The organism is Streptococcus cristatus, from assembly GCF_008369405.1.
Lineage (GTDB): Bacteria > Bacillota > Bacilli > Lactobacillales > Streptococcaceae > Streptococcus > Streptococcus cristatus_G.
Genome location: NZ_VSJJ01000002.1, coordinates 15,160 through 35,929 on the forward strand (window position 1 = coordinate 15,160; position 20,770 = coordinate 35,929).

21 protein-coding genes and 3 tRNA genes are annotated in these 20,770 nt (G+C 38.8%); 11 read left to right on the top strand and 13 right to left on the bottom strand.

The window, feature by feature from the left end:
* Positions 1-158 precede the first annotated feature (158 nt).
* The 3 genes from dnaA to FXF62_RS02995 form a co-directional block, all read right to left on the bottom strand.
* A complete protein-coding gene (gene dnaA, locus FXF62_RS02985; protein ID WP_005591378.1) occupies positions 159-1,514 on the bottom strand; it encodes a chromosomal replication initiator protein DnaA in 1,356 nt (451 codons plus the stop codon).
* A 212-nt stretch (positions 1,515-1,726) separates the two neighbouring features.
* Positions 1,727-2,488 (bottom strand): ParB/RepB/Spo0J family partition protein, encoded by a 762-nt coding sequence (locus tag FXF62_RS02990; protein WP_149517586.1) that lies wholly within the window; start codon positions 2,486-2,488, stop codon positions 1,727-1,729.
* Between the two features lie 62 nt (positions 2,489-2,550).
* Positions 2,551-3,729, bottom strand: a complete 1,179-nt coding sequence (locus FXF62_RS02995; protein ID WP_125373191.1) for a S1C family serine protease — start codon at positions 3,727-3,729, stop codon at positions 2,551-2,553.
* Between the two features lie 202 nt (positions 3,730-3,931).
* Here FXF62_RS02995 and rlmH point away from each other — a divergent pair, with 202 nt between their 5' ends.
* The 9 genes from rlmH to sdaAA all read left to right on the top strand — a co-directional run bounded on the left by rlmH (position 3,932) and on the right by sdaAA (position 8,839).
* Positions 3,932-4,411 (top strand): 23S rRNA (pseudouridine(1915)-N(3))-methyltransferase RlmH, encoded by a 480-nt coding sequence (gene rlmH, locus FXF62_RS03000; protein WP_149517587.1) that lies wholly within the window; start codon positions 3,932-3,934, stop codon positions 4,409-4,411.
* A gap of 43 nt (positions 4,412-4,454) precedes the next feature.
* Positions 4,455-4,528: transfer RNA gene (locus FXF62_RS03005), tRNA-Arg, on the top strand.
* A 175-nt stretch (positions 4,529-4,703) separates the two neighbouring features.
* Complete coding sequence (locus FXF62_RS03010) at positions 4,704-4,832, top strand: competence protein (protein WP_149517588.1); 129 nt, start codon at positions 4,704-4,706, stop codon at positions 4,830-4,832.
* Positions 4,833-4,854: 22 nt separating this feature from the next.
* On the top strand, positions 4,855-6,201 hold the full coding sequence (locus FXF62_RS03015) for a GHKL domain-containing protein (protein WP_394366087.1): 1,347 nt from the start codon (positions 4,855-4,857) through the stop codon (positions 6,199-6,201).
* Positions 6,198-6,941, top strand: a complete 744-nt coding sequence (gene comE, locus FXF62_RS03020) for a competence system response regulator transcription factor ComE (RefSeq protein WP_061909940.1) — start codon at positions 6,198-6,200, stop codon at positions 6,939-6,941. Before FXF62_RS03015 ends, comE begins: the two co-directional genes overlap by 4 nt.
* A 62-nt stretch (positions 6,942-7,003) precedes the next feature.
* Positions 7,004-7,075: transfer RNA gene (locus FXF62_RS03025), tRNA-Glu, on the top strand.
* Between the two features lie 5 nt (positions 7,076-7,080).
* Positions 7,081-7,154 (top strand) — tRNA-Asn (locus FXF62_RS03030).
* A 132-nt stretch (positions 7,155-7,286) separates the two neighbouring features.
* Positions 7,287-7,958 (top strand): L-serine ammonia-lyase, iron-sulfur-dependent subunit beta, encoded by a 672-nt coding sequence (gene sdaAB, locus FXF62_RS03035; protein WP_149517589.1) that lies wholly within the window; start codon positions 7,287-7,289, stop codon positions 7,956-7,958.
* Positions 7,959-7,966: 8 nt separating this feature from the next.
* Positions 7,967-8,839 (top strand): L-serine ammonia-lyase, iron-sulfur-dependent, subunit alpha, encoded by an 873-nt coding sequence (gene sdaAA, locus FXF62_RS03040; RefSeq protein WP_149517590.1) that lies wholly within the window; start codon positions 7,967-7,969, stop codon positions 8,837-8,839.
* 57 nt (positions 8,840-8,896) lie between these two features.
* Here the strand turns inward: sdaAA and FXF62_RS03045 are convergent, their stop codons facing one another.
* From FXF62_RS03045 to yfmF, 8 genes are all read right to left on the bottom strand, one after another.
* Entirely contained in the window at positions 8,897-9,553 is a 657-nt protein-coding gene (locus FXF62_RS03045) for a LysM peptidoglycan-binding domain-containing protein (RefSeq protein WP_149517591.1), read from the bottom strand.
* A 186-nt stretch (positions 9,554-9,739) separates the two neighbouring features.
* Positions 9,740-10,534, bottom strand: a complete 795-nt coding sequence (locus FXF62_RS03050; protein WP_015606084.1) for an energy-coupling factor transporter transmembrane component T family protein — start codon at positions 10,532-10,534, stop codon at positions 9,740-9,742.
* Entirely contained in the window at positions 10,527-11,366 is an 840-nt protein-coding gene (locus tag FXF62_RS03055) for an energy-coupling factor ABC transporter ATP-binding protein (protein WP_149517592.1), read from the bottom strand. The genes FXF62_RS03050 and FXF62_RS03055 overlap by 8 nt, the downstream gene beginning before the upstream one ends.
* Positions 11,351-12,178 carry an energy-coupling factor ABC transporter ATP-binding protein gene (locus FXF62_RS03060; protein ID WP_048792296.1) on the bottom strand — a complete coding sequence of 276 codons (828 nt, stop codon included), beginning with the start codon at positions 12,176-12,178 and terminating at the stop codon, positions 11,351-11,353. The genes FXF62_RS03055 and FXF62_RS03060 overlap by 16 nt, the downstream gene beginning before the upstream one ends.
* 1 nt (position 12,179) lies before the next feature.
* Positions 12,180-12,719, bottom strand: coding sequence for a CDP-diacylglycerol--glycerol-3-phosphate 3-phosphatidyltransferase (gene pgsA / locus FXF62_RS03065; protein WP_005592114.1), 540 nt, complete (start codon positions 12,717-12,719; stop codon positions 12,180-12,182).
* A 10-nt stretch (positions 12,720-12,729) separates the two neighbouring features.
* Positions 12,730-13,545, bottom strand: a complete 816-nt coding sequence (rodZ, locus tag FXF62_RS03070; RefSeq protein ID WP_149517593.1) for a cytoskeleton protein RodZ — start codon at positions 13,543-13,545, stop codon at positions 12,730-12,732.
* 58 nt (positions 13,546-13,603) lie between these two features.
* Entirely contained in the window at positions 13,604-14,899 is a 1,296-nt protein-coding gene (gene yfmH / locus FXF62_RS03075) for an EF-P 5-aminopentanol modification-associated protein YfmH (protein ID WP_149517594.1), read from the bottom strand.
* Positions 14,899-16,146, bottom strand: coding sequence for an EF-P 5-aminopentanol modification-associated protein YfmF (yfmF, locus tag FXF62_RS03080; RefSeq protein ID WP_316578646.1), 1,248 nt, complete (start codon positions 16,144-16,146; stop codon positions 14,899-14,901). Before yfmF ends, yfmH begins: the two co-directional genes overlap by 1 nt.
* A 189-nt stretch (positions 16,147-16,335) precedes the next feature.
* Between yfmF and yaaA the strand changes: the two genes are divergently transcribed.
* Both yaaA and recF read left to right on the top strand, forming a co-directional pair.
* A complete protein-coding gene (yaaA, locus tag FXF62_RS03085) occupies positions 16,336-16,725 on the top strand; it encodes a S4 domain-containing protein YaaA (RefSeq protein WP_111694604.1) in 390 nt (129 codons plus the stop codon).
* Between the two features lie 3 nt (positions 16,726-16,728).
* Entirely contained in the window at positions 16,729-17,841 is a 1,113-nt protein-coding gene (gene recF, locus FXF62_RS03090; RefSeq protein WP_149517596.1) for a DNA replication/repair protein RecF, read from the top strand.
* Positions 17,842-17,930: 89 nt separating this feature from the next.
* Here recF and guaB read toward each other — a convergent pair whose 3' ends face one another.
* Together guaB and trpS are read right to left on the bottom strand one after the other, a co-directional pair.
* Entirely contained in the window at positions 17,931-19,412 is a 1,482-nt protein-coding gene (gene guaB / locus FXF62_RS03095) for an IMP dehydrogenase (protein ID WP_015606074.1), read from the bottom strand.
* Between the two features lie 165 nt (positions 19,413-19,577).
* Positions 19,578-20,603 (bottom strand): tryptophan--tRNA ligase, encoded by a 1,026-nt coding sequence (trpS, locus tag FXF62_RS03100; RefSeq protein WP_149517597.1) that lies wholly within the window; start codon positions 20,601-20,603, stop codon positions 19,578-19,580.
* Between the last annotated feature and the right edge of the window lie 167 nt (positions 20,604-20,770).

Sequence of the window (20,770 nt, forward strand, 5' to 3'; positions counted from 1 at the left end):
AGGGACTCCTTTTATTATTTATGATTATTAAGTTAATAGTAATAGTAGTTCTTGTGGAAGCTGTGGAAAAATGGAGCAAAGTATCTAAAATCAAGTTTTAAGACTTGTTCACAACCTGTGGAAAAAAACTTCAGATTAGCTCAATCTTTTCCACACCCTTATTTTATCTTGTTTTTGATATTTTCGATTTCAAGTCGCAGGCTATCGTCAGTTTCGAGTCGGTTTTTGATTTTTCCATGCGCGTGAATGACTGTTGTATGGTCTTTGCCGCCAAATTCTCGTCCGATTTTTGGTAGGCTATTGTCTGTTAGTTCGCGGGCTAGATACATGGCCACTTGTCTAGCCAAAACGATATTTTGGACTCGACGACTTCCCTTCATTTCCTTGACACTAACGCCATAGAAATTGCCGACCTCAGACTGGATCTTTTCAATCGGAATGACTGTTACCTGACTAGAGTCCTGCTTGCGAGCTCGAATAGCTTCAGCAGCGATGTCAATCGTAATTTCCTTGAGATTGCGGACTCTTGCAATGAGTGTAATATCATTGAGTGCCCCTTCTAGGTCACGGACATTCGAGTCAAATTGTCCGGCGAGGTACTCCAAAGTATCATTAGGGAAAATATAGTCCAGATTTTCGATTTTGTTTCGGAGGATGGCAATCCGTGTTTCAAAATCAGGTGGTGTAATATTTTGAGTGAGCCCCCATTTGAAGCGCGTGACTAAGCGCTCTTCCAAATTATCAAGATGATCAGGACTGCGGTCGCTGGTCAGCACAATCTGCTTGTTATCGCCATGAAGGGCGTTAAAAGTATTGAAAAATTCTTCTTGGGTAGAGACTTTTTTTCCGCCAAGAGACTGGATATCATCAATCAAGAGCAAATCCAAGCTCCGATAGATTTTTTTGAAATTATCCATATCACCGAGCCTCAGATGCTCCAGAAAGTCATTGATAAAGGTTTCTGCCGGAATATATTTTACACGCGCATCAGGAATATTTTCCAAAATTTGATTGCCGATAGCATTTAGTAAGTGGGTTTTTCCTAGACCTGGACCGCCATAGATAAATAGGGGATTATAAGTAGTCGCTAGGTTTTCAGACACAGCTAAGGCTGCTGCTTTGGCCCAGATATTTCCATCCCCTTGTACAAAATTATCAAAGGTATATTTAGCTTTTAATCCAGTATCAATGGGCGGTAAACTTGGTCGAAATGGAGTTTTTTCGGCCTGTTCCTCTAGCTGATATTTGGAAACAAGGTCATGTCCTGCTTCTTCAAAGACGTATTTAGCCGTGATTTGATCGTTAAAAATTTCAAAGCCAGCTGTAAGAATAACGCCCACTAAGTTTTGCTCCCAAAACAGTTGTTTGACTGGGCTATCAAGAAAGATAGTGGCCTGATTATTTTCAATGGCTATCAATTTTGCTTCTGCAACAAAAAAATCATAGGTTGTCTGTTTTAGTTGAGCAGCTGAAAGTTCTAAAATTCTTCGCCAAAATTCTTGCTCTTTGGTCATTGCCTCCTCCTTTTCAAAAAATTATTCTCTATGTCGACTCTCATTTTAACATAAATCGCCTAAGTTTTCCACAACTTGTGGAGAAAAATTAACAATGTTTATAAGACTTATCCACAGATTGTGGATTACAAGTAAAATCCTTATTTTTCAACAATTTAGGCCGCTTTTAAAGGTGGAAAAGTCTGTTAGTTTGAAAAAAGAAAATAACAGCCCTATTTCAGGCTGTTTATAATTCTTTGGTACTCTTCCTCATTTTCAAAAGGAATAATGATCTTTCCTTTTGAAGGAGTTTTCAATTGAATAGTGACATTGAGGCCAAGGATTTTTTTCAGTTTTTCTTCTTCTGAATGGGCGAAAATTTCTTTGTTCTTCCTAGTCTTTGACTTCTTGGTCTTTTGTAATGAAAGTTCAAGAGCACGAACGGATAAATTGTCTTGAATGATTCTGTCCAGCCAAAAGACTTGCTCTTCCTTTTTGAGTGGAATGAGGAGACGAGCATGACCTTGCGAAATCATTTCCTCTTTGACAGCGTCCAGCATAAAAGCTGGTAGTTGTAACAAGCGGACAAGATTACTGATGTAAGGCCGAGATTTTCCCATGATTTTTGCAATTTCTTCATGGGTCAGGCCTTTCTCAATCAGATGCTGATAGGATTCCGCTTCTTCGATTGGATTGAGATCTTCTCTCTGCAAATTCTCGATGATGGCTTGCTTCATCATGTCATCGTCAGATAGGTCTTTAATGAGGGCAGGAATCTTTTCTAAGCCAGCAATCTTAGCAGCTCGGAATCGTCTTTCACCTGCTAAAATTTCGTAACCAAATAAGGAAGATTTTCTCAAAATAATGGGCTGGATAATTCCATTCTCTTTAATAGAAGCTGCCAATTCATTTATTTTTTCTTGAGAAAAGCTTTTTCTGGGCTGATAAGGATTTGTTCGAATGTCTTTTAGTGGTATGTATTGATAATTTTCCATTTGTATATAGCATAACACACCTTTACGATGGTGTAAAGGTGTGTTGACAATTATGTAAAGTATTAGTTGTCACTTAAGTCCTGGGTTGATTTGGTCAATTTGATGGTTGTAGTAGCTTCTTTACCATCCCTAAAGTAAGTCACTTTCAACTCATCTCCCAGAGAGTGTCTGTAGAGAGCAGATTGTAAATCACTGGTTGACTCAACATCTTTATCGTCAACTTTTGTGATGACATCGTATTTCTGAAGTTTATTTTCAGCAGGCATTCCTTCTTGCACAGAGCGGACAAGGATACCTGATTTTACAGATGAAGGCAGACGTAATTTTGCTAAGTCAGAAGTGGCGATATTAGATAAATCGAGCATTTGGATACCCAGAGCAGGACGAGTTACTGTTCCAGTTTTCTCTAATTGCTTGATAATATTGACAACATCGTTTGATGGAATTGCAAAGCCCATGCCTTCTACAGCAGTTTGGCCATTGTGAGAGATTTTGCTGGACGTAATACCGATAACTTGCCCTTGGATATTGATGAGTGGGCCGCCAGAGTTACCAGGATTGATAGCAGCATCTGTTTGCAAGGCAGTCGTCGAAATATTTTGGCCGTCTTCAGATTGGAGAGTTACATTTCTGCCTAAACTAGAGATGATTCCTTGTGTAACAGAGTTAGCGTATTCTGTTCCAAGAGGGCTTCCGATGGCAATAGCAGTCTCTCCTACTGTCAGAGAGTTGGAATCTCCGAATTCAGCTACATCTTTCACCTTTTCAGAGCTAATTCTTACTACAGAAATATCAGAATAAACATCTGAACCAACGACCTCACCAGGAACCTTACTACCATCTGCTAGTAGAATATCAGGATTTTTTGCTCCATTTAGCACGTGAGTATTGGTAACAAGGTAGGCATATTTTCCTTCCTTCTTATAAATAACGCCAGATCCCTCACTAGCTACTTGAGGATCACTGGTTGATTCATTATTGATCACTCCTTCTTGATTAGAACCTGTATAAGTAATTACTGATACAACTGCGTTTTGCACCTTTTTTACAGCCTTTGTAGTGTCGGTTGTGTTTTTATAAGATGTTGATACAGTGGTCTTTGAGCTAGAAGGACTAATATTAGCCATTTTATTATTAAGAAATGCAGTGGCTAAATTTCCTAGGCTTCCGCCAATAAATCCTACAACTAAAACAATAAAAAGCAACAAAGATTTTTTAAAGAAATTTGAAGCGTTTTTCATATTTTCCTCCTTGATTACAATTGATGAAATTATATAAATCTATTCTTAATTATAACTTAAAATCCACAAGTTTTCCACAAGTTGTGGAAAACTTATAAAAAATGTTGATGGAGGTTAGAAAATATATAGATTCAACAAGTTTTTCATGAAAAACTGATGTGAATAAAGTGTGAAATCCATGTGGATATGATAGAATGGAAATATGAAAATAAAGCTTGTAACCGTTGGAAAATTAAAAGAAAAGTATCTTAAGGATGGAATTGCTGAATATGCCAAACGCCTGAGTCGATTTTCTAAGTTAGAAATTGTGGAATTAGCAGACGAAAAAACACCAGATAAGGCCAGTGAGCTAGAAAATCAGCAAATCCTCGAAAAAGAGGGAAATAGGATCTTAGCAAAAATCTCTGAACGAGAATTCGTAGTTGCTTTGGCTATTGAGGGAAAACAATTTCCTTCAGAAGAGTTTAGTTCGATCTTGAACGACATCACAGTTCGTGGTTTTTCTGATATTACATTTGTGATTGGTGGCAGCTTGGGTCTGTCTCCTGCTGTCAAAAAAAGAGCTAATCTACTGATGAGTTTTGGAAAATTGACCCTGCCTCATCAATTGATGCGCCTTGTTTTGGTAGAGCAGATTTATCGGGCTTTCATGATTCAACAGGGAAGTTCCTACCATAAGTAAATCTTGACGATACTAGATTTTTCTGATAGAATGAAAAGGTATCGGTCTCATAGCTCAGCTGGATAGAGCATTCGCCTTCTAAGCGAACGGTCGCAGGTTCGAATCCTGCTGGGATCATAATATACACTATTCAGACACGAAAAATTTCGTGTTTTTTTATTATATTTTTGAGAAAACGACATTTCAGGAATAAAAAACGACATTTCAGGGAAAGATGACAGATTATTTGAAATTTTATTTATAATAGATCTTGTAAGGTAACACTTACGAAAAAATTTTTAGGAGATTTATAATGAAAAATACTCAGGAAAACTTTAAAGCAATCGTTCACTTCCCAGCCTTGAATGAAAAAGAACTTAAAGAAGTTCTTGGAGGAGATTTAAGAAATATCTTCTTAAAAATTAAATTTAAGAAAAAATAACATCGATAATTGAGGAAATGGAATTATGTTTGAATTATTTTTTTGGATATTGCAAGCTGCCATTGAAGTATATTTCACTATTGTTATATATGAAAAGATCAATAAAGTAAAATCTAGTTTTTACTTTACTTTTCTGTGTGCTATAGTCTTAATTTTATTACCATTACTCATATTAAATTTAGAATCTATATTTTCTTTGTCAAGGCATGTTCTGTATTTTATTTTACTACTGATTTATCCTCTTTTTTTCTACAGGTATTTTTATAAAAAAGAGAAGTTATCAATTCTTTTCTCTATATTTCTATCTCTTCTCCTTTATTTAACAGTTCAGGCATCTACTACCTTTTTTTCCGTCATTATTTCCTCAATTACAGGGGATTCATTTGTAAAAGATAATTGGGCTGTCTTTTATATCATGATAAACAGTATCTCTGTTTTATTTATGCTTAAGTTTATCGATTACTTACCATTTTACGCATGTGATTTTAAAGAGGAGGTCTTTAAAAAGACAATTAAGAGAATTAATATTTTTTATGTTATAGATATTTTCATTTTAAATGTTTCTCATTGGTTAAGTGAAGACGATCATTTTAATAGTTTTAGCAGTATGCTAGCGACTATTTGTTTCTTGATCTTTATGACGACTCTTTTCTATTTGAAGGCGATTCGGGAAAAGTATGAAAAAGAAGAGGAGATTCGACAAAGAGAATTGGAACAGTTGCAGCTGCAGCAGTACACAGATGAAATTGTTTCTCTTTATAATGAAATTCGTGGCTTTCGCCATGATTATGCTGGCATGCTGACTAGCTTTCAGACGGCCATCAATACTCAAGATATCAAGGAAATTGAAAAAATATATCAAGAAGTCTTAGTTGATGCAAATTTAAAATTACGCTCGGACAAATATACCTATTTTGATTTGAATAATGTTGGCGACTCAGCTCTTCGAAGCGTTATGACAGAGACTTTATTCAAAGCGCGTGAGCACCAGATTGATTTAACATTCGAAGTCAAAGATCCTGTTGAGAAATTACCGATTAAGCTATTAGATGTGGTAAGAATGGCTAGTATATTGCTAAACAATGCTGTTGAAGGCGCAATTGAAAGCTATGAAAAAATGATTCATGTGACTTTAGTTCAACTCGATACGGAGATTATTTTTGTTGTAAAAAATTCCCGCAAGCAAAGAAAATTAGATTTAGAAGAAATTTATGAACCAGAGTTCTCAACGAAAGGTTATCGAAGAGGCCTAGGTTTAAATAATCTGAAAGAAATTTTAGAGAATTATGAATATATCACGCTAGATACAGAAATAAGTAAGTATGATTTCACCCAAGTATTAACAATTAAAAGAAGGAATAGTTTATGAGAATCTTAGCATTAGAAGATACTTTAGCGCACCAACTCCGCATGGAAAAAACTTTAGCAGAGATTGCTGAAGAAATGGGGCTTGATATCCAGGTAAAAATCACAGGAAAAATTCAGGAATTTAAGGACTACGTCGAAAATGAAGATGTCAATCAGATTTATTTTCTGGATATAGATATTAAAGGGGAAGAGACCAAAGGGCTAGAGGTCGCTCGTTTTATTCGTCACCATAATCCATACGCTATTATTGTCTTTGTGACTTCAAAATCAGAGTTTGCGACCATGACTTTCAAATACAAGGTATCAGCCCTTGATTTTATTGACAAGGATATTAACGATGATTCGTTTAAAAAACGTATTAAAGATTGTATCATTTATACGAAAAACACCTTAATTACAAACACCAACATGGTTGATTACTTTGAATACAGCTATCGAGGCAATGATGTGCGCGTGCCATTTAATGATATTTTGTATATCGAAACCTCAAGCTCCTCCCATAAGTTACGGATGGTCGGAAAAAACTTTATAAAAGAATTTTATGGAACGATTGCCAGTGTTCAAGAGCAGGATGAGAAAACCCAACGTTTCTTTGCTTCCCATAAATCTTTCTTAGTCAATATCGATAATATCTGCGATTATGATAAGAAAACAAAGGAAATTATATTTTATGAAGGCCGCCGTTGCCCTGTTTCCAGGCTAAGAACAAAACATTTAAAAGAAATTTTAAAAAATAAATAAAAAACTGTTGACAAAGATTCAAAACCTGATATAATAGAATATGTTCTGAAAAGAACATATATGGTCCGTTGGTCAAGGGGTTAAGACACCGCCTTTTCACGGCGGTAACACGGGTTCGAATCCCGTACGGACTATACTATCCGCCATAGCTCAGTTGGTAGTAGCGCATGACTGTTAATCATGATGTCGTAGGTTCGAGTCCTACTGGCGGAGTAAAAGAGTTTCAGGTATGCGAATTACCAAGAATGAAAAGAGGACAATTGTCCTCTTTTTTTGTGTGATATGAGGCAGAACTTTGATAAGTTTGATATAATAATTTTAGAAAATATGTTCAAGAGGTTTCTTATGAAATCATTAAAATTTCAATCTGTTTTTGACATTATCGGGCCTGTCATGATTGGCCCTTCCAGCAGTCATACTGCAGGGGCTGTGCGTATCGGTAAGATCGTATCCTCTATTTTTGATGATACACCAACCGAGGTTGAATTCCAGCTTTTTAATTCCTTTGCAAAGACTTATCGCGGGCATGGAACAGATTTGGCTCTGGTAGCCGGTATTTTAGGAATGGATACGGATGATCCTGAAATTCCTAACAGCCTTGAAATTGCCCATAAACGCGGTATCAAGATCGTCTGGACTATCCAGAAAGATAGCAATGTTCCCCATCCAAATACGACAAAAATCACGGTTAAGAATGACTATAAGACTATCAGTGTAACGGGTGTGTCTATCGGTGGTGGAAATATTCAGGTGACCGAGTTAAATGGCTTCTCAGTCTCTCTCAGCATGAATACGCCAACCATTATCATCGTCCACCAAGATGTTCCAGGTATGATTGCCCATGTAACGGAGGCTCTGTCCCGCTACAATATCAATATTGCTCAAATGACGGTGACTAGAGAAAAAGCGGGTGAGAAAGCGATTATGATCATTGAGGTGGATAGTCGTAGTTGCGAAGAGGCTATCGAAGAGATTCGGAAAATCCCCCATCTCCATAATGTCAATTTCTTTAAATAGGAGAAGAGATGTTTTATTCAATAAAAGAATTGGTTGAGCAGGCTGATTTGGATTTTAATGGCAATGTTGCTGAATTAATGATTGCGACCGAGTACGAATTGACAGGTCGGGAAAGAGACGAAGTTTTACGTCTGATGAGTCGGAATCTTGAGGTCATGAAAGCTTCGGTTTTACTTGGGCTTGATGAGAGTAAATCTCGCAGTGGATTGACCGGTGGAGACGCAGCCAAGCTGCACCACTATATCCAGTCAGGGAAGGCCTTGTCAGATTATACTGTGCTGACTGCTGCAAAAAATGCCATTGCTGTCAATGAATACAACGCTAAAATGGGGCTGGTTTGTGCAACTCCTACGGCTGGTAGTGCCGGCTGCTTGCCAGCCGTGCTCACATCAGCGATTGAAAAATTAGATTTGACAGAGGAGCAGCAATTAGACTTTTTGCTGGCTGCTGGCGCTTTTGGCTTGGTTATTGCCAATAACGCTTCTATTTCCGGTGCAGAAGGAGGCTGTCAAGCCGAGGTTGGCTCCGCTTCTGCGATGAGTGCAGCTGCTCTGGTTTTAGCTGCTGGAGGCTCTGCTTTTCAGGCTAGTCAAGCTATCTGTTTTGTCATCAAAAATATGCTGGGCTTGATTTGCGATCCTGTGGCTGGTCTGGTAGAAGTACCTTGTGTTAAAAGAAATGCTATGGGAGCCAGCTATGCTTTCATCGCAGCAGACATGGCTCTGGCCGGAATCGAGTCCAAAATCCCTGTTGACGAAGTCATTGATGCCATGTACCAGGTCGGCTCTAGCCTGCCTACTGCTTTCAGAGAAACAGCTGAAGGTGGTCTTGCTACAACACCTACAGGTCGTAGACTTTCAAAAGAAATTTTTGGAGAATAAATAGTCTCTTTGAGTAAGAAAAAATGACTAAATATGTTTAGTCATTTTTTTATTATTTTAGTAAGCCCAAGCAGATAGTCCTTGTGCACTGTAAGCACGGTAAGCTGCTTGAATTTGATCTTCAACAGTTGCAGTAGATCCCCAACCTGGCATTGTTTGGAAAAGACCACTTGCTCCTGATGGGTTGTAAGCATCGACTTGTCCGTTAGATTCGCGGGCAATGATGTTTTCCCATGTAGATGCAGACACACCTGTCATTTCAGCCATACGAGCAGCCGCATAAGAACCTACAGCACCTGGAGTATTACCATTTGCGAGTACGACACTTGATGAATAGCCAGAATAGTCTGTTGTTGCAGTAGCTACAGGAGTTTCCGTAGCTACTGGTGCAGCTGGAGCTACAGGGGCTACTGGAGCTGGTGCGGGAACAGCTGGTGTTGCTGATGAGGCAACAGGTGCTGATGTTGTTTGTTTTGCAACATCTTTCAAATCACCCAATTCCAAAACTTGTCCAGTCATGATAAAATCTGGATTTGAAATTTTGTTTAATTCTACCAAACGTTCAACAGTTGTTTTTTTATTTTCAGCGATTTCTGATAGGGTATCTCCAGCTTTTACTGTATAAGATTCAGCACTAGCAACAATAGTTGATGCAAATAGTGTTGCTGTAGCAATCGTTCCTGCTAGAGTCAATTTTTTCACTTTCATACTCATTTTAAAAGTTTTCTCCTTTAGTTATAATACTATCATACACATTAAATATTACTAAAAGATTACATTTTAAGTGCGAATATTACAAAAATATTGAGATTTACACATAAAAATATTATTTTAAAAGGATTTTTAGTGTATTTCATTAGATCTCTAACAAAAATATTGCTATCAAACTTATACTATTCTTTATTTTTTTAAGATAAAGAGCAAGATACCGATCAGGAAAATAGAGAGAATAGCCAGATTGTCAATCATTTTCCAAGAAAGTTGTCGATAGCGGCTTCTTCCTTCACCACCACTATAGCCACGCGCTTCCATTGCGATAGCTAAGGCGTCTGCCCGTTTGAAACTAGAAGCAAATAAGGGAATTAAGATTGGAATGATTGATTTAACCTTTTGAACAATCGTTCCTTCGCCAAAATCAACTCCGCGAGCCCTCTGAGCGTTCATAATTCTCGTAGTGTCATCCATTAAAGTTGGTACGAAACGCAGGCTCATAGAAAGCATGAGGCCAATTTCATGTGTAGGAACTTTAAAGACTTTGAGTGGCTTTAGTAGGGCTTCTACTGCATCTGAAAGGCTGAGAGGTGTCGTGGTTAAGGTCAACAGAGTTGAAAAGAAGATAATCAAAACAAAACGGCTAAAGATAATCCCCGCTTGTGAAAGCCCAAATTCCGTAATTTTAATGAAACCAAATTGGAAAAGTACCTTGCCTCCCGCCGTTAGAAATAGCTGGAAGAGGGTGGTAAAGGCAATAATGAAAACCATTGATTGAATTCCCTTTAGGAAGAATGTCAAAGGAACTTTTGAGAGAAAAATCAGAGTAAAAACGAAAACAAATAGCAGCAAATTAGTGATGAGATTGTTGGCCCAGAAAATTAATAAGATAAAGCAGAACATGGCCACCAATTTACTGCGCGGATCCAATCGATGGATGACTGAATTTCCTGGGATATACCGTCCTAAAATCAATTTATCCATGCATCATCTCCTTAAATTCCTCAATCGTAATTGGATAATGAGAAAATTTCATTCCTTTTTCAGCTAATTCTTGGGCAAATTTCGTGATTTTAGGAACCCCTAGCTGAATCTTTTCCATAAAATCGACATCTTGAAAAACTTGAGCAGGCTGACCGCTTTTGACGACGCGCCCCTTTTCCAACACATAGACCGTATCAGCAAAATTCGCTACATCATCCATTAAATGGGTTACAAGAACAATGGTCATTCCAGCTTGGTGCAGTTTCTTAAAGAGTTCCATCAATTCCTTGCGTCCTGCTGGATCAAGTCCAGCCGTTGGCTCATCCAAAACCAAGATATCAGGCTCCATTGCTAGGATTCCGGCAATGGCAACCCTTCTCATCTGCCCGCCAGAAAGTTCAAAAGGACTGCGGCTAAACAATTCTTCAGAAATGCCGACAAGGCTTAATTTTTCACGCGCTAAAGCCTCGGCTTCTTCTTTAGAGACACCAAAATTTTGCGGACCAAAGGCTACGTCTTTCAAAACAGTCTCATCAAAAACCTGACTTTCAGCAAATTGAAACACCAAACCAACCTGTTTACGAACTTGTTTGATGTCTTTGTTGACGGAATTTGAAGTAATGGTAACATTGTTGACTTGCACGCTGCCCTCACTAGGAGTCAGCAAGCCATTCAAGAGCTGTAGAATGGTTGATTTTCCGCTGCCAGTGTGCCCAATCAAAGCCGTATAGCTACCATCTTTGATTTCCAAATCAACTTCAAAAAGCGCTGGACCCTCAAATGGAGTTCCAGCCTGATAGGTATAACTGACTTTATTTAGAGTAATTCCCATAATTGTTCCTGCAATTCTTTTTCAGTTAAATAGGTTTCTGGCAGAGTGAGCCCAGTTTGAATCATGGCAGCTTTGACCTGGTTTACAAAGGGTTGATCCAAGCCCAAGTCTTCCAAATCAGGTCTAGAAAAGAGTTCTCTCGGTGTAGCAGTTGACTCAACCTGACCATTTTTCATAACGAGGACACGGTCACTCAGCGAAATCTCGTCCAAATCGTGAGTAATGGAGATGACTGTTAAATGATTCTTATCTTTAATTTCCTTGACAGTCCGAATCAATTCCAGTCGTCCTTCAGGGTCTAACATACTGGTTGCTTCATCCAAGATGATAATATCTGGCTGAAGCGCGACTACGCCAGCAATAGCGACTCTTTGCTTCTGTCCGCCAGAAAGTCGAGCAGGTTCTCTCTCTTTAAAATTCTGCATGCCGACTAATTCCAGAGCTTCATGGACACGTTTCACCATCATGGGATAATCCATGCCTTGATTTTCCAGACCAAATGCAACGTCATCCTCAACAGTCGCCCCAACAAACTGATTATCAGGATTCTGAAAGACCATGCCGATTTGGCGACGTTTTTCCCAAACATTATCAGCCGTCAATTTATCTCCAGAAATGATGATATCACCACTCTCGGCCTCTAAAAGACCGTCAATCAAACGAACCGTAGTCGATTTTCCGCTACCATTGTGACCGACGATAGACAACCATTCTCCTTGTTTCACGTGAAACGAGACGTCTTTTAAAATATAATCTTCAGACTTATGGTCATAGCGATAACTAAGATTTTTTACTTCAATGATATTTTCCATATTATTTAAATGTATCTTTAAAGAGATAGGCACTGCCCTTGAAATAATCATAGCCAGAATAAATAGTGAAAATCAGGGCTATGTAAAGGAGAATCTGACCGAGTAACGTCCAATGGAGCAGAAGAAAGAGGATGGCAAACATCTGCGTGAAAGTCTTTATCTTGCCTGGCATAGCGGCCGCTAGAACTGTTCCGCCAGTTTCTACCAAGAGGAGTCTCAGACCAGTTACGGCCAGCTCTCGGCAAATGATGATAGCTACCACCCAAGCAGGAGCCATTTTCATTTCAATCAGCATGATAAAAGCGGACATAACCAGCAGTTTATCGGCCATGGGATCGGCAAATTTTCCAAAATTGGTCACGACCTGCCACTTGCGCGCCAGATAGCCATCCAGGTAGTCTGTGATGCTGGCAAGGGCGAAAATGATTCCAGCTAGGATATGCATGGCTGGCGAATGCCCAAAAGTCAGAATCAAAATAAAGATTGGAATTAAGGCAATTCTGGCAAGGGTTAAAGCGTTGGGGATATTTTCTTTTTTCATCATTCTTCCTTTATGATTCAATTGTAAGGGTAATTATAGCACTGTCGCTGGTCAAGGTAGATAGGTCTATTTTCTGACTGCCGACAGTGACAGTGACGCCTTTCACGACCCCTAAAGTAATTGTATAAGTGGTATTGGGAGAGAGTGTCACTGTTTGGCTTGATTGGGTTGGAGTAAGGGTTATACCTGCTGCCAAGTCCGTATTTGTCACACTAATCCAGCTTTGGGTGTTGCTCGCTGAGATTGTTAACTGAGTAGTTTGCGACTCGCCACGATATTTTGCAGTTAAATAGTTTCCTTCTCCAGTGACTTCCAGCTTTTCTTTTGTTGAGCTAGAGTCTGTTGTGGAGGTCTCAGGTGGACTTGAACGATCTTCGAGACTTGAGCTAGAGACAAGGCTGTAACTATCAGAGCTGCTAAACTGCGGAGTAGTTGTATTGGCATATTGCCAAACGTAATAGGTGACAAAAATAATGATAGACAGTGCAACCATTAGGAAATAAAAGAGCGGAAGCGAGAAAGAACGATTTTTATATTTTCTGCTTCGAAATTCTTCGTTTTCAGCTAATTCAATTTCGTCATAAACGACAGTATTATCTGTGTCGTATGCCTCTAAAAGAATTGTCTCGTCTAAATCCAAGGCCCAAGCGTATTTTCGTAGCAGGCTACGGACGTAAAAGGCATTCGGAAATTTTTCGTATTGATTGTTTTCAAGAGCCTTTAGGTAGTCAGTTTTTATATCTGTTTTTTTGGCTGCATCTTCTAAAGTAAGTTTTTGATTTACTCGAGCAAGTCTGAGTACCTCTCCTATCGTTTTTTTTCTCATAGGGATAGTCCTTTTCTCTTAGACATTATTCTAACAAAATTTTGAAATAAACTTGGAACTATTTTGGAAAAATAGTAAAATCTGTCATATCACACTGGTCGATAAAGCGACGTCCGACTTTTAAGACGTCATTTAAAGTGATATCCTGTAAAATCTTAGGTAAATCAAAAAGATTTTCACCTTTTAAATGCGGTTCATACTGGGTTGCCATGTATTCAAGAGAATTCAGACCATGCAGAAGATCTCCAAACATTTCACTTTTAATCGTGTCTAGATGTGTTTCTGTGACATCTGGATCCTGGGCAAACTTCCGAATGGCTGAGCGGAATTGATGAGAAATTCCTACTGGTTCCTGCGTGTCCATAGTTAGGATGACAAAGTGGAAATCCTTTTCCACCTCTACTTCAAGAGTGAGCGAATTGTCAATCTTGCCATTTTCATACAGGGTCTGGAAACACTTGGAAGTCCAACCAAACATCATGGCAAAAAGCAATTTCAGGGCAATTTTATAGCGATAAAGCTCCGTATCCTGTATCGCATCTTTTCCACGAATACCAATCGCCAACTTAGGACTGGCAACTTCCATCCGACTAGTAGCGGTTGAAAGCACAGGTTGTAAGATGATAGGTTCTTTTTCAATTACTGAAGTTAATAATTTAGGAGATAAGGTCTCTTGTGTTTGTATGATGTCTTCAAAAGTGGACTCCAAGTCGAAATTTCCAATGACAAATAAAGTCATGTTGGACGGACGGTAGAAAAGATCGAAGTTCTCTGTCAGATCTTCCACAGTAATATCCATGATTGACTCTGTCGTTCCGGCGATATCTTCTGCTAGTGGAGTTTGAGGGTAGAGATTGCTCAAAGCACCAAAGAAGAGCCGATAATCTGGATCGTCTTGGTACATTTCGATTTCTTGTTGGATAATTCCTTGCTCACGTTGAACAGATTCTTCTGAAAAATTAGCTTGGGAAACGAGTTCCTGCAACAGCTTCAGATTTTCTGCCACACAGTTTGTCGTAGAAAACAGATAGCTGGTACGTGTAAAGCTTGTAAAGGCATTACTTTCTGCGCCAAACTTGGTAAATTCCTGCAGCAAATCCTCGCCGTTTTCACGCTCGAATAATTTGTGCTCCAAAAAATGCGCAATCCCTGCTGGATAATGAGAAACTTGCTTTGTTTCACGTGAAACAACCTTAGTATCAACAGAGCCAAAATGTGTTGAGATGATGCCGTAGGTTTCATTAAAATCATTTTTAGGGAGTAGGTAAACCTGCAATCCATTTGCTAGTACCGCCCGATAGATGCTTTCTCCCACGGCTATATAATTGATTTTTTCTAGACCTGGATTCTGCATTATTTCCCTTCCATAAAGTAAATCGCCTGTAATTTCAACTGCTGGGATGCCTCTATAAGATCAGCTTTGCTGACATTTTCTAATGCTTTCAGCCAAGCCTCTAGTGATAGAAATTTTTTCCCTAGAACAGAGGACATGTAAGCACGCTCAATCAAGGTGTTTTGTCGATCCTGAGCCAGAAGTATTGAATTTTTCAGCATATTCTTGGTTTGCTCAAGTTCTTCATCTGTGAAATGTCCCCGCTTCAAATCTAGAATTTGGCGGTTGATTAAAGCGATGGTCTTTGTCCGATTTGCTCGGTCAATTCCAGCATAGATTCGCATCAAACCAGAAAAAATATCAAAACTACTAGAAATAGTGTAGGCTAGGCTCTCCTTTTCCCGAACATTGACAAAGAGTTTGGAGTGAGCAAATCCTCCCAATAAGCCATTCAAAACAATCAGGGGCAGATGGCCTCTATCTCCATATTGACTAGAAAAATGGTAGGCCAGTTCAACAATGGACTGATGCACATCTCGCTGCTCCAGCTTTTCTTTGGTTATATTTGAATAGTTTTGTTGGTAGCTAAGCTGTAAAGGCTGCTCTCGTTCAGAAAAATGGAATTCTTGGATTTTCTCACGGACAGCAATCTCATTGAAATCACCGATGAAGAAAAAATCGATTTGATCTTGATTTAGCATTTGCTGAAAAGCAGCAAAACTAGTTTCAGCTGTTTCTCTTTCTACTAGATCGATTGTTGCCACGCGCGGAATCCGCATTTCTGGTAAATCGTAAAATAAATTATTTAATTCTCTGTGAGCATGGTAGAAATGATTCTCAATCTCAGCTTCCAAGTCTGTTAAAACATTTCTCTTTTCAATTTCAAAGGTTTTAGTATCAAAAGCCTTTCCATTTGACAGAGGAAAAAAGAGACTAGCCTTCAAAAAATCTAGCATTTCATCTGCTAACATATTCTTACGACTCAAGAATTGATCTCGCACAAAAGAAAGATTGATATCTAGGTAATGCACTAATCCCCGTCGTGAAAGGCTTGTCGAATAATTAGCACCGTATAAATTCGCTAATTTTTCTCGAAAGGCTTGCGATTTTGGGTAAAGAGCATTTGAAGTTTCTAGCATACTGGCCGTAAGAACCCGCCCGGCTATTGTTTTTTCAGACATAGGAGCTGAAAATCGCACTTTAATTTTATTGGTTTTAAATTTTTCTGATTGAATGAAGTGAAGATGTACTCCTTTTATGATTTCCATTGCGCTCCTCATACCGAATAATATAGACTTCTATTATAACACGAAATGTTATTTAATGCTTTGTAAGGATCGGCAATTTTAGTGATTAAAGCGTTTTCTGTTTTTCTAGTAAAACTTGTCCTTGAATGAGACTACCACGGAACAGTTTCTGCTTAAATTATGATATAATGACAAGGATTGAGGTGAAATATGGAATACAAATTATTTGACGAATACATTACTCTACAGGCTCTCTTAAAAGAAGTCGGTATCATTCAAAGTGGCGGAGCAATTAAGTCCTTTTTAGCAGATAATCAGGTCTTTTTTAACGGCGAACTAGAAAATAGACGAGGGAAAAAACTTAGAATTGGAGATGTCGTCTCTCTCCCAGACCAAGAGCTGGAAATTGTCCTCCTTGCTCCAAATCAGGAGGAAATTCTTGAACATCAAGAGGAGCAAGCAGAGAAAAAAAGAGTGGCAGACTTAGTTAAAACCATGAATAAGGACTTGAAAAAATCTCAACCAGCGAAAAAAGAAGAGAAGAAAAGAAAGCCCGAGCAGAAAAGCAAAAAAGCCCCTGTTCGCTTTCCAGGAACCTAAGCCATGTGGTTAAAAACGCTGAAAATTAAACATTTTCGTAATTACCAGTCTGCAGAGGTTGATTTTGATCCTGGCCTTAATATCTTTCTGGGGCAAAATGCACAGGGGAAAACTAATATTCTAGAAGCCATCTATTTTTTAGCCCTTACTCGCAGTCACCGTACCCGAACCGATAAGGATTTGATTCATTTCCAAGAAAAAAATCTTCAAATTTCGGGAATTATTGAAAAAACAGCGGGTAAAATCCCACTTGACATCGAGTTGACACCAAAGGGGAGAATCACCAAAATAAATCATTTAAAACAAGGTAAATTATCAGATTATATAGGGGTTGTCAACGTTGTCTTGTTTGCTCCAGAAGATTTACAGCTCATTAAAGGAGCCCCTGCTTTACGCCGAAAATTCATTGATATTGAGCTTGGGCAAATCAAGCCCATCTACCTTGCTGACTTATCTAGCTATAATCATGTGCTCAAGCAAAGAAATGCTTATCTTAAGGCCAATGACAAGATAGATGAAACCTTTCTCTCTGTTTTAGATGAGCAACTGATTGATTTTGGTTGTCGTGTCATGCAACATCGTTTAGACTTTATTGAAAAGCTAGAAGGTTTTGCTCAGGAAAGTCATAGCGATATTTCTCAAGGGAAAGAGAAATTGACAATCAAGTATGTATCCTCTGTTCCGTTTTCGTGTCTCGAAGACTTGGAAGCTTCTTTTCGAGCAGCCTTATCAGAAAGCCGTAGACGCGATCTTTTCAAAAAAAATACAGGTGTCGGACCTCACCGAGATGATATCAAGTTTTTTATCAATGATATGGATGCTGGATTTGGCAGCCAAGGCCAGCATCGTAGCCTTGTCCTATCTCTCAAGTTAGCTGAAATTAAACTCATTGAGAATCTTACAAAAGATACTCCAATATTATTGCTTGACGATGTAATGAGCGAACTTGACAACATGCGTCAATTAAAATTACTAGAAACTATCTCTCAAAACATCCAGACATTCATTACGACAACCAGCTTAGATCACTTACAAAATCTACCAGATGATATCAATATTTTTCAGATAAGTCAGGGTGTAATAAAGAAAGAAGAGAATATTAACTTTACAGATTAGTCAATAAATTGTAAATATATTTTACAATTTTGTAAATTAGAAAAACAACCTTGTCAAGGAGTTGACAAGGTTGTTTTTATTTATAATTTTTATTGGACAGAGTAGTTTGGAGCTTCATTTGTGATTTGTACATCGTGAGGGTGACTTTCTTTCAAACCAGCACCACTCATCTCAATAAATTGAGCATTTTCATGAAGTTCTTGCAGATTAGCTGCACCGACATATCCCATACCAGAACGGATCCCGCCCAACATTTGGAAGACGATATCTGCAGCCGCTCCTTTATAAGCTACACGCCCTTCAATTCCTTCTGGAACTAGCTTATTAGCTTCATTGACAGAACCTTGGAAGTAGCGATCGCTGGAACCTTTCTTCATAGCTGCGATAGAGCCCATTCCGCGGTAAGTTTTAAATTTACGTCCTTGGAAGATTTCAGTTTCACCTGGCGCTTCGTCTGTTCCAGCAAACATGGATCCAAGCATAACTGCATTTCCACCTGCAGCAAGAGCCTTGACGATATCACCTGAGTACTTGATTCCTCCATCAGCAATGATGGTCTTTCCATACTCACGCGCAACTGCAGCTGCATCGTAGATTGCTGTGACTTGTGGTACACCGACACCGGCAATGACACGAGTTGTACAGATAGAACCTGGTCCGATTCCGACCTTAACCACATCAACACCTGCTTCATAAAGAGCGCGTGCCCCTTCAGCAGTTGCGATATTACCCGCAATCAAGGTGCGGTCTGGAAAGTGTGCACGAATTTCAGCAATTTTACGTAGAACACCAGCAGAATGACCGTGTGCTGTATCAATAACAATGGCATCTGCTCCCGCTTCGAAGAGGGCTTCTGCACGCTCAAAAGTATCTGAAGTTACACCAACGGCCCCCGCAACTAGTAGACGACCAAATTCATCCTTGGCTGCATTTGGAAACTCAATCACTTTTTCAATATCTTTAATGGTGATAAGACCAGAGAGGCGACCGTTTTCATCTACTAAAGGTAGTTTTTCAATCCGGTGTTCTTGCAAGATTCTTTCAGCCGTTGTTAGATCAGTTCCGACTGGGGCTGTAACAAGATTTTCACTAGTCATGTGATTAGAAATTGGTTGATTGTAATCTGAAATAAAGCGCAAATCGCGGTTGGTTAAGATACCAACTAATTTACGATTTTCCATCGTTTCAACCACTGGCACCCCACTGATGCGGTAGCGTCCCATCAATTCATCCGCTTCAGCAATTGTATGATTAGGAGTCAGGAAGAATGGATCAATAATGACACCATTTTCAGAACGTTTTACCTTACGAACCTCATCAGCCTGCTGTGCAATAGACATATTTTTGTGGATGACACCTAAACCGCCGGCCCGGGCAATAGCAATCGCCATTTGACTTTCGGTAACTGTATCCATAGCCGCAGTAATAATTGGGATATTTAATTTTAAATTCTCAGCAAGTTTTGTACTTAAATCAGCATCATTTGGCAACACATGACTTTCAGCTGGAATAAGCAATACGTCATCAAAGGTAAAACCTTTTTTCAGAAATTTAGTGTCCCAGTTAGACATCCACAGTTTCCTCTTTTCTTATATATTGAGCAGGGCTCGTCTTTTTATTGTTATTATCATACCATTCTATAGGCATTTGTCAATGATTATTGTGTAAAAATTAAAAACCATCTCTTTTTTGGGTAAAAGACGATGGTTTTTGTCGCAATTAGATCTTATCGTTCGTTATTTAAAGTAATTAATTCCCATTGCATTTTTGACTTCTGACAGGGTTTGTCCAGCAACTTGTCGAGCACGATCACTGCCTTCTTTCAGCATGTCATAAACTTGCCCTATGTCTTTTGCAAACTCAAGTCGACGCTCTCTGATTGGTCCTAATTCCCGCTCTAAAATCTCTAAGAGATAGCGTTTAGTTTTGACATCACCCAGACCACCACGTTGGTAGTGTTCTTTCATAGCCACAATTTCAGCAGCATCTTCTGGTCGACTAAAAACATCCAGATAATGGAAAACCATATTACCTTCGATTTTTCCTGGATCTTCAACTTTGATGTGGTCGGGATCGGTGTACATACTCATGACCTTTTTCTTGAGTGTATCCATGTCATCCGCTAGATAAATCCCATTGTTTAATGATTTGGACATTTTAGCATTACCATCAAGCCCTGGTAAACGCCCAGCTGCTTCATTTTCTGGATAAATCCCTTCAGGCTCCACCAAAACCTCACAGCTATAGGCATGATTGAAAGAACGAACAATTTCACGTGTCTGCTCAATCATTGGTTTTTGATCATTTCCGACAGGTACATAATTTGCCTTAAAGGCTGTAATGTCAGCTGCCTGAGAGATAGGATAAACCAAAAATCCAGTTGGGATACTTTCTCCAAATCCTTTCTGAGCAATTTCTGTCTTGACAGTCGGATTGCGCTCTAAACGAGCTAAAGACACCAAATTCATGTAGTACATTGACAGTTCTGCCAACTCTGGAATTTGACTCTGGATGAAAATAGTTGCTTTTTTTGGATCCAGTCCAGCTGCTAGATAGTCTAAGGCTACATTGCCAATGGATTCTACAATCGTTTGTGGATCTTTCGCATGGTCTGTCAGAGCTTGTTGATCCGCCAGAAAAACAAACATCTCATACTTGTCTTGATTTTGTAAAAGGACACGGTTACGTAGACTTCCGACATAATGACCAATATGTAATTTTCCAGTTGGACGGTCTCCAGTTAAAATAATGGGTTTTGTCATTGCTTGCTCCTCAATTAGTATTGCTCTCATTATATCATTTTCAAAGAAAATGCGGAAGAAGCTAGAAGAAAAAAGAAGAAACGCAGCTCAAAAAACAATTGATTGACAACATGTTTACAGTATATTTACAAGGTTTACGGCATATTTATCTCTTAAAATAGTTTTTT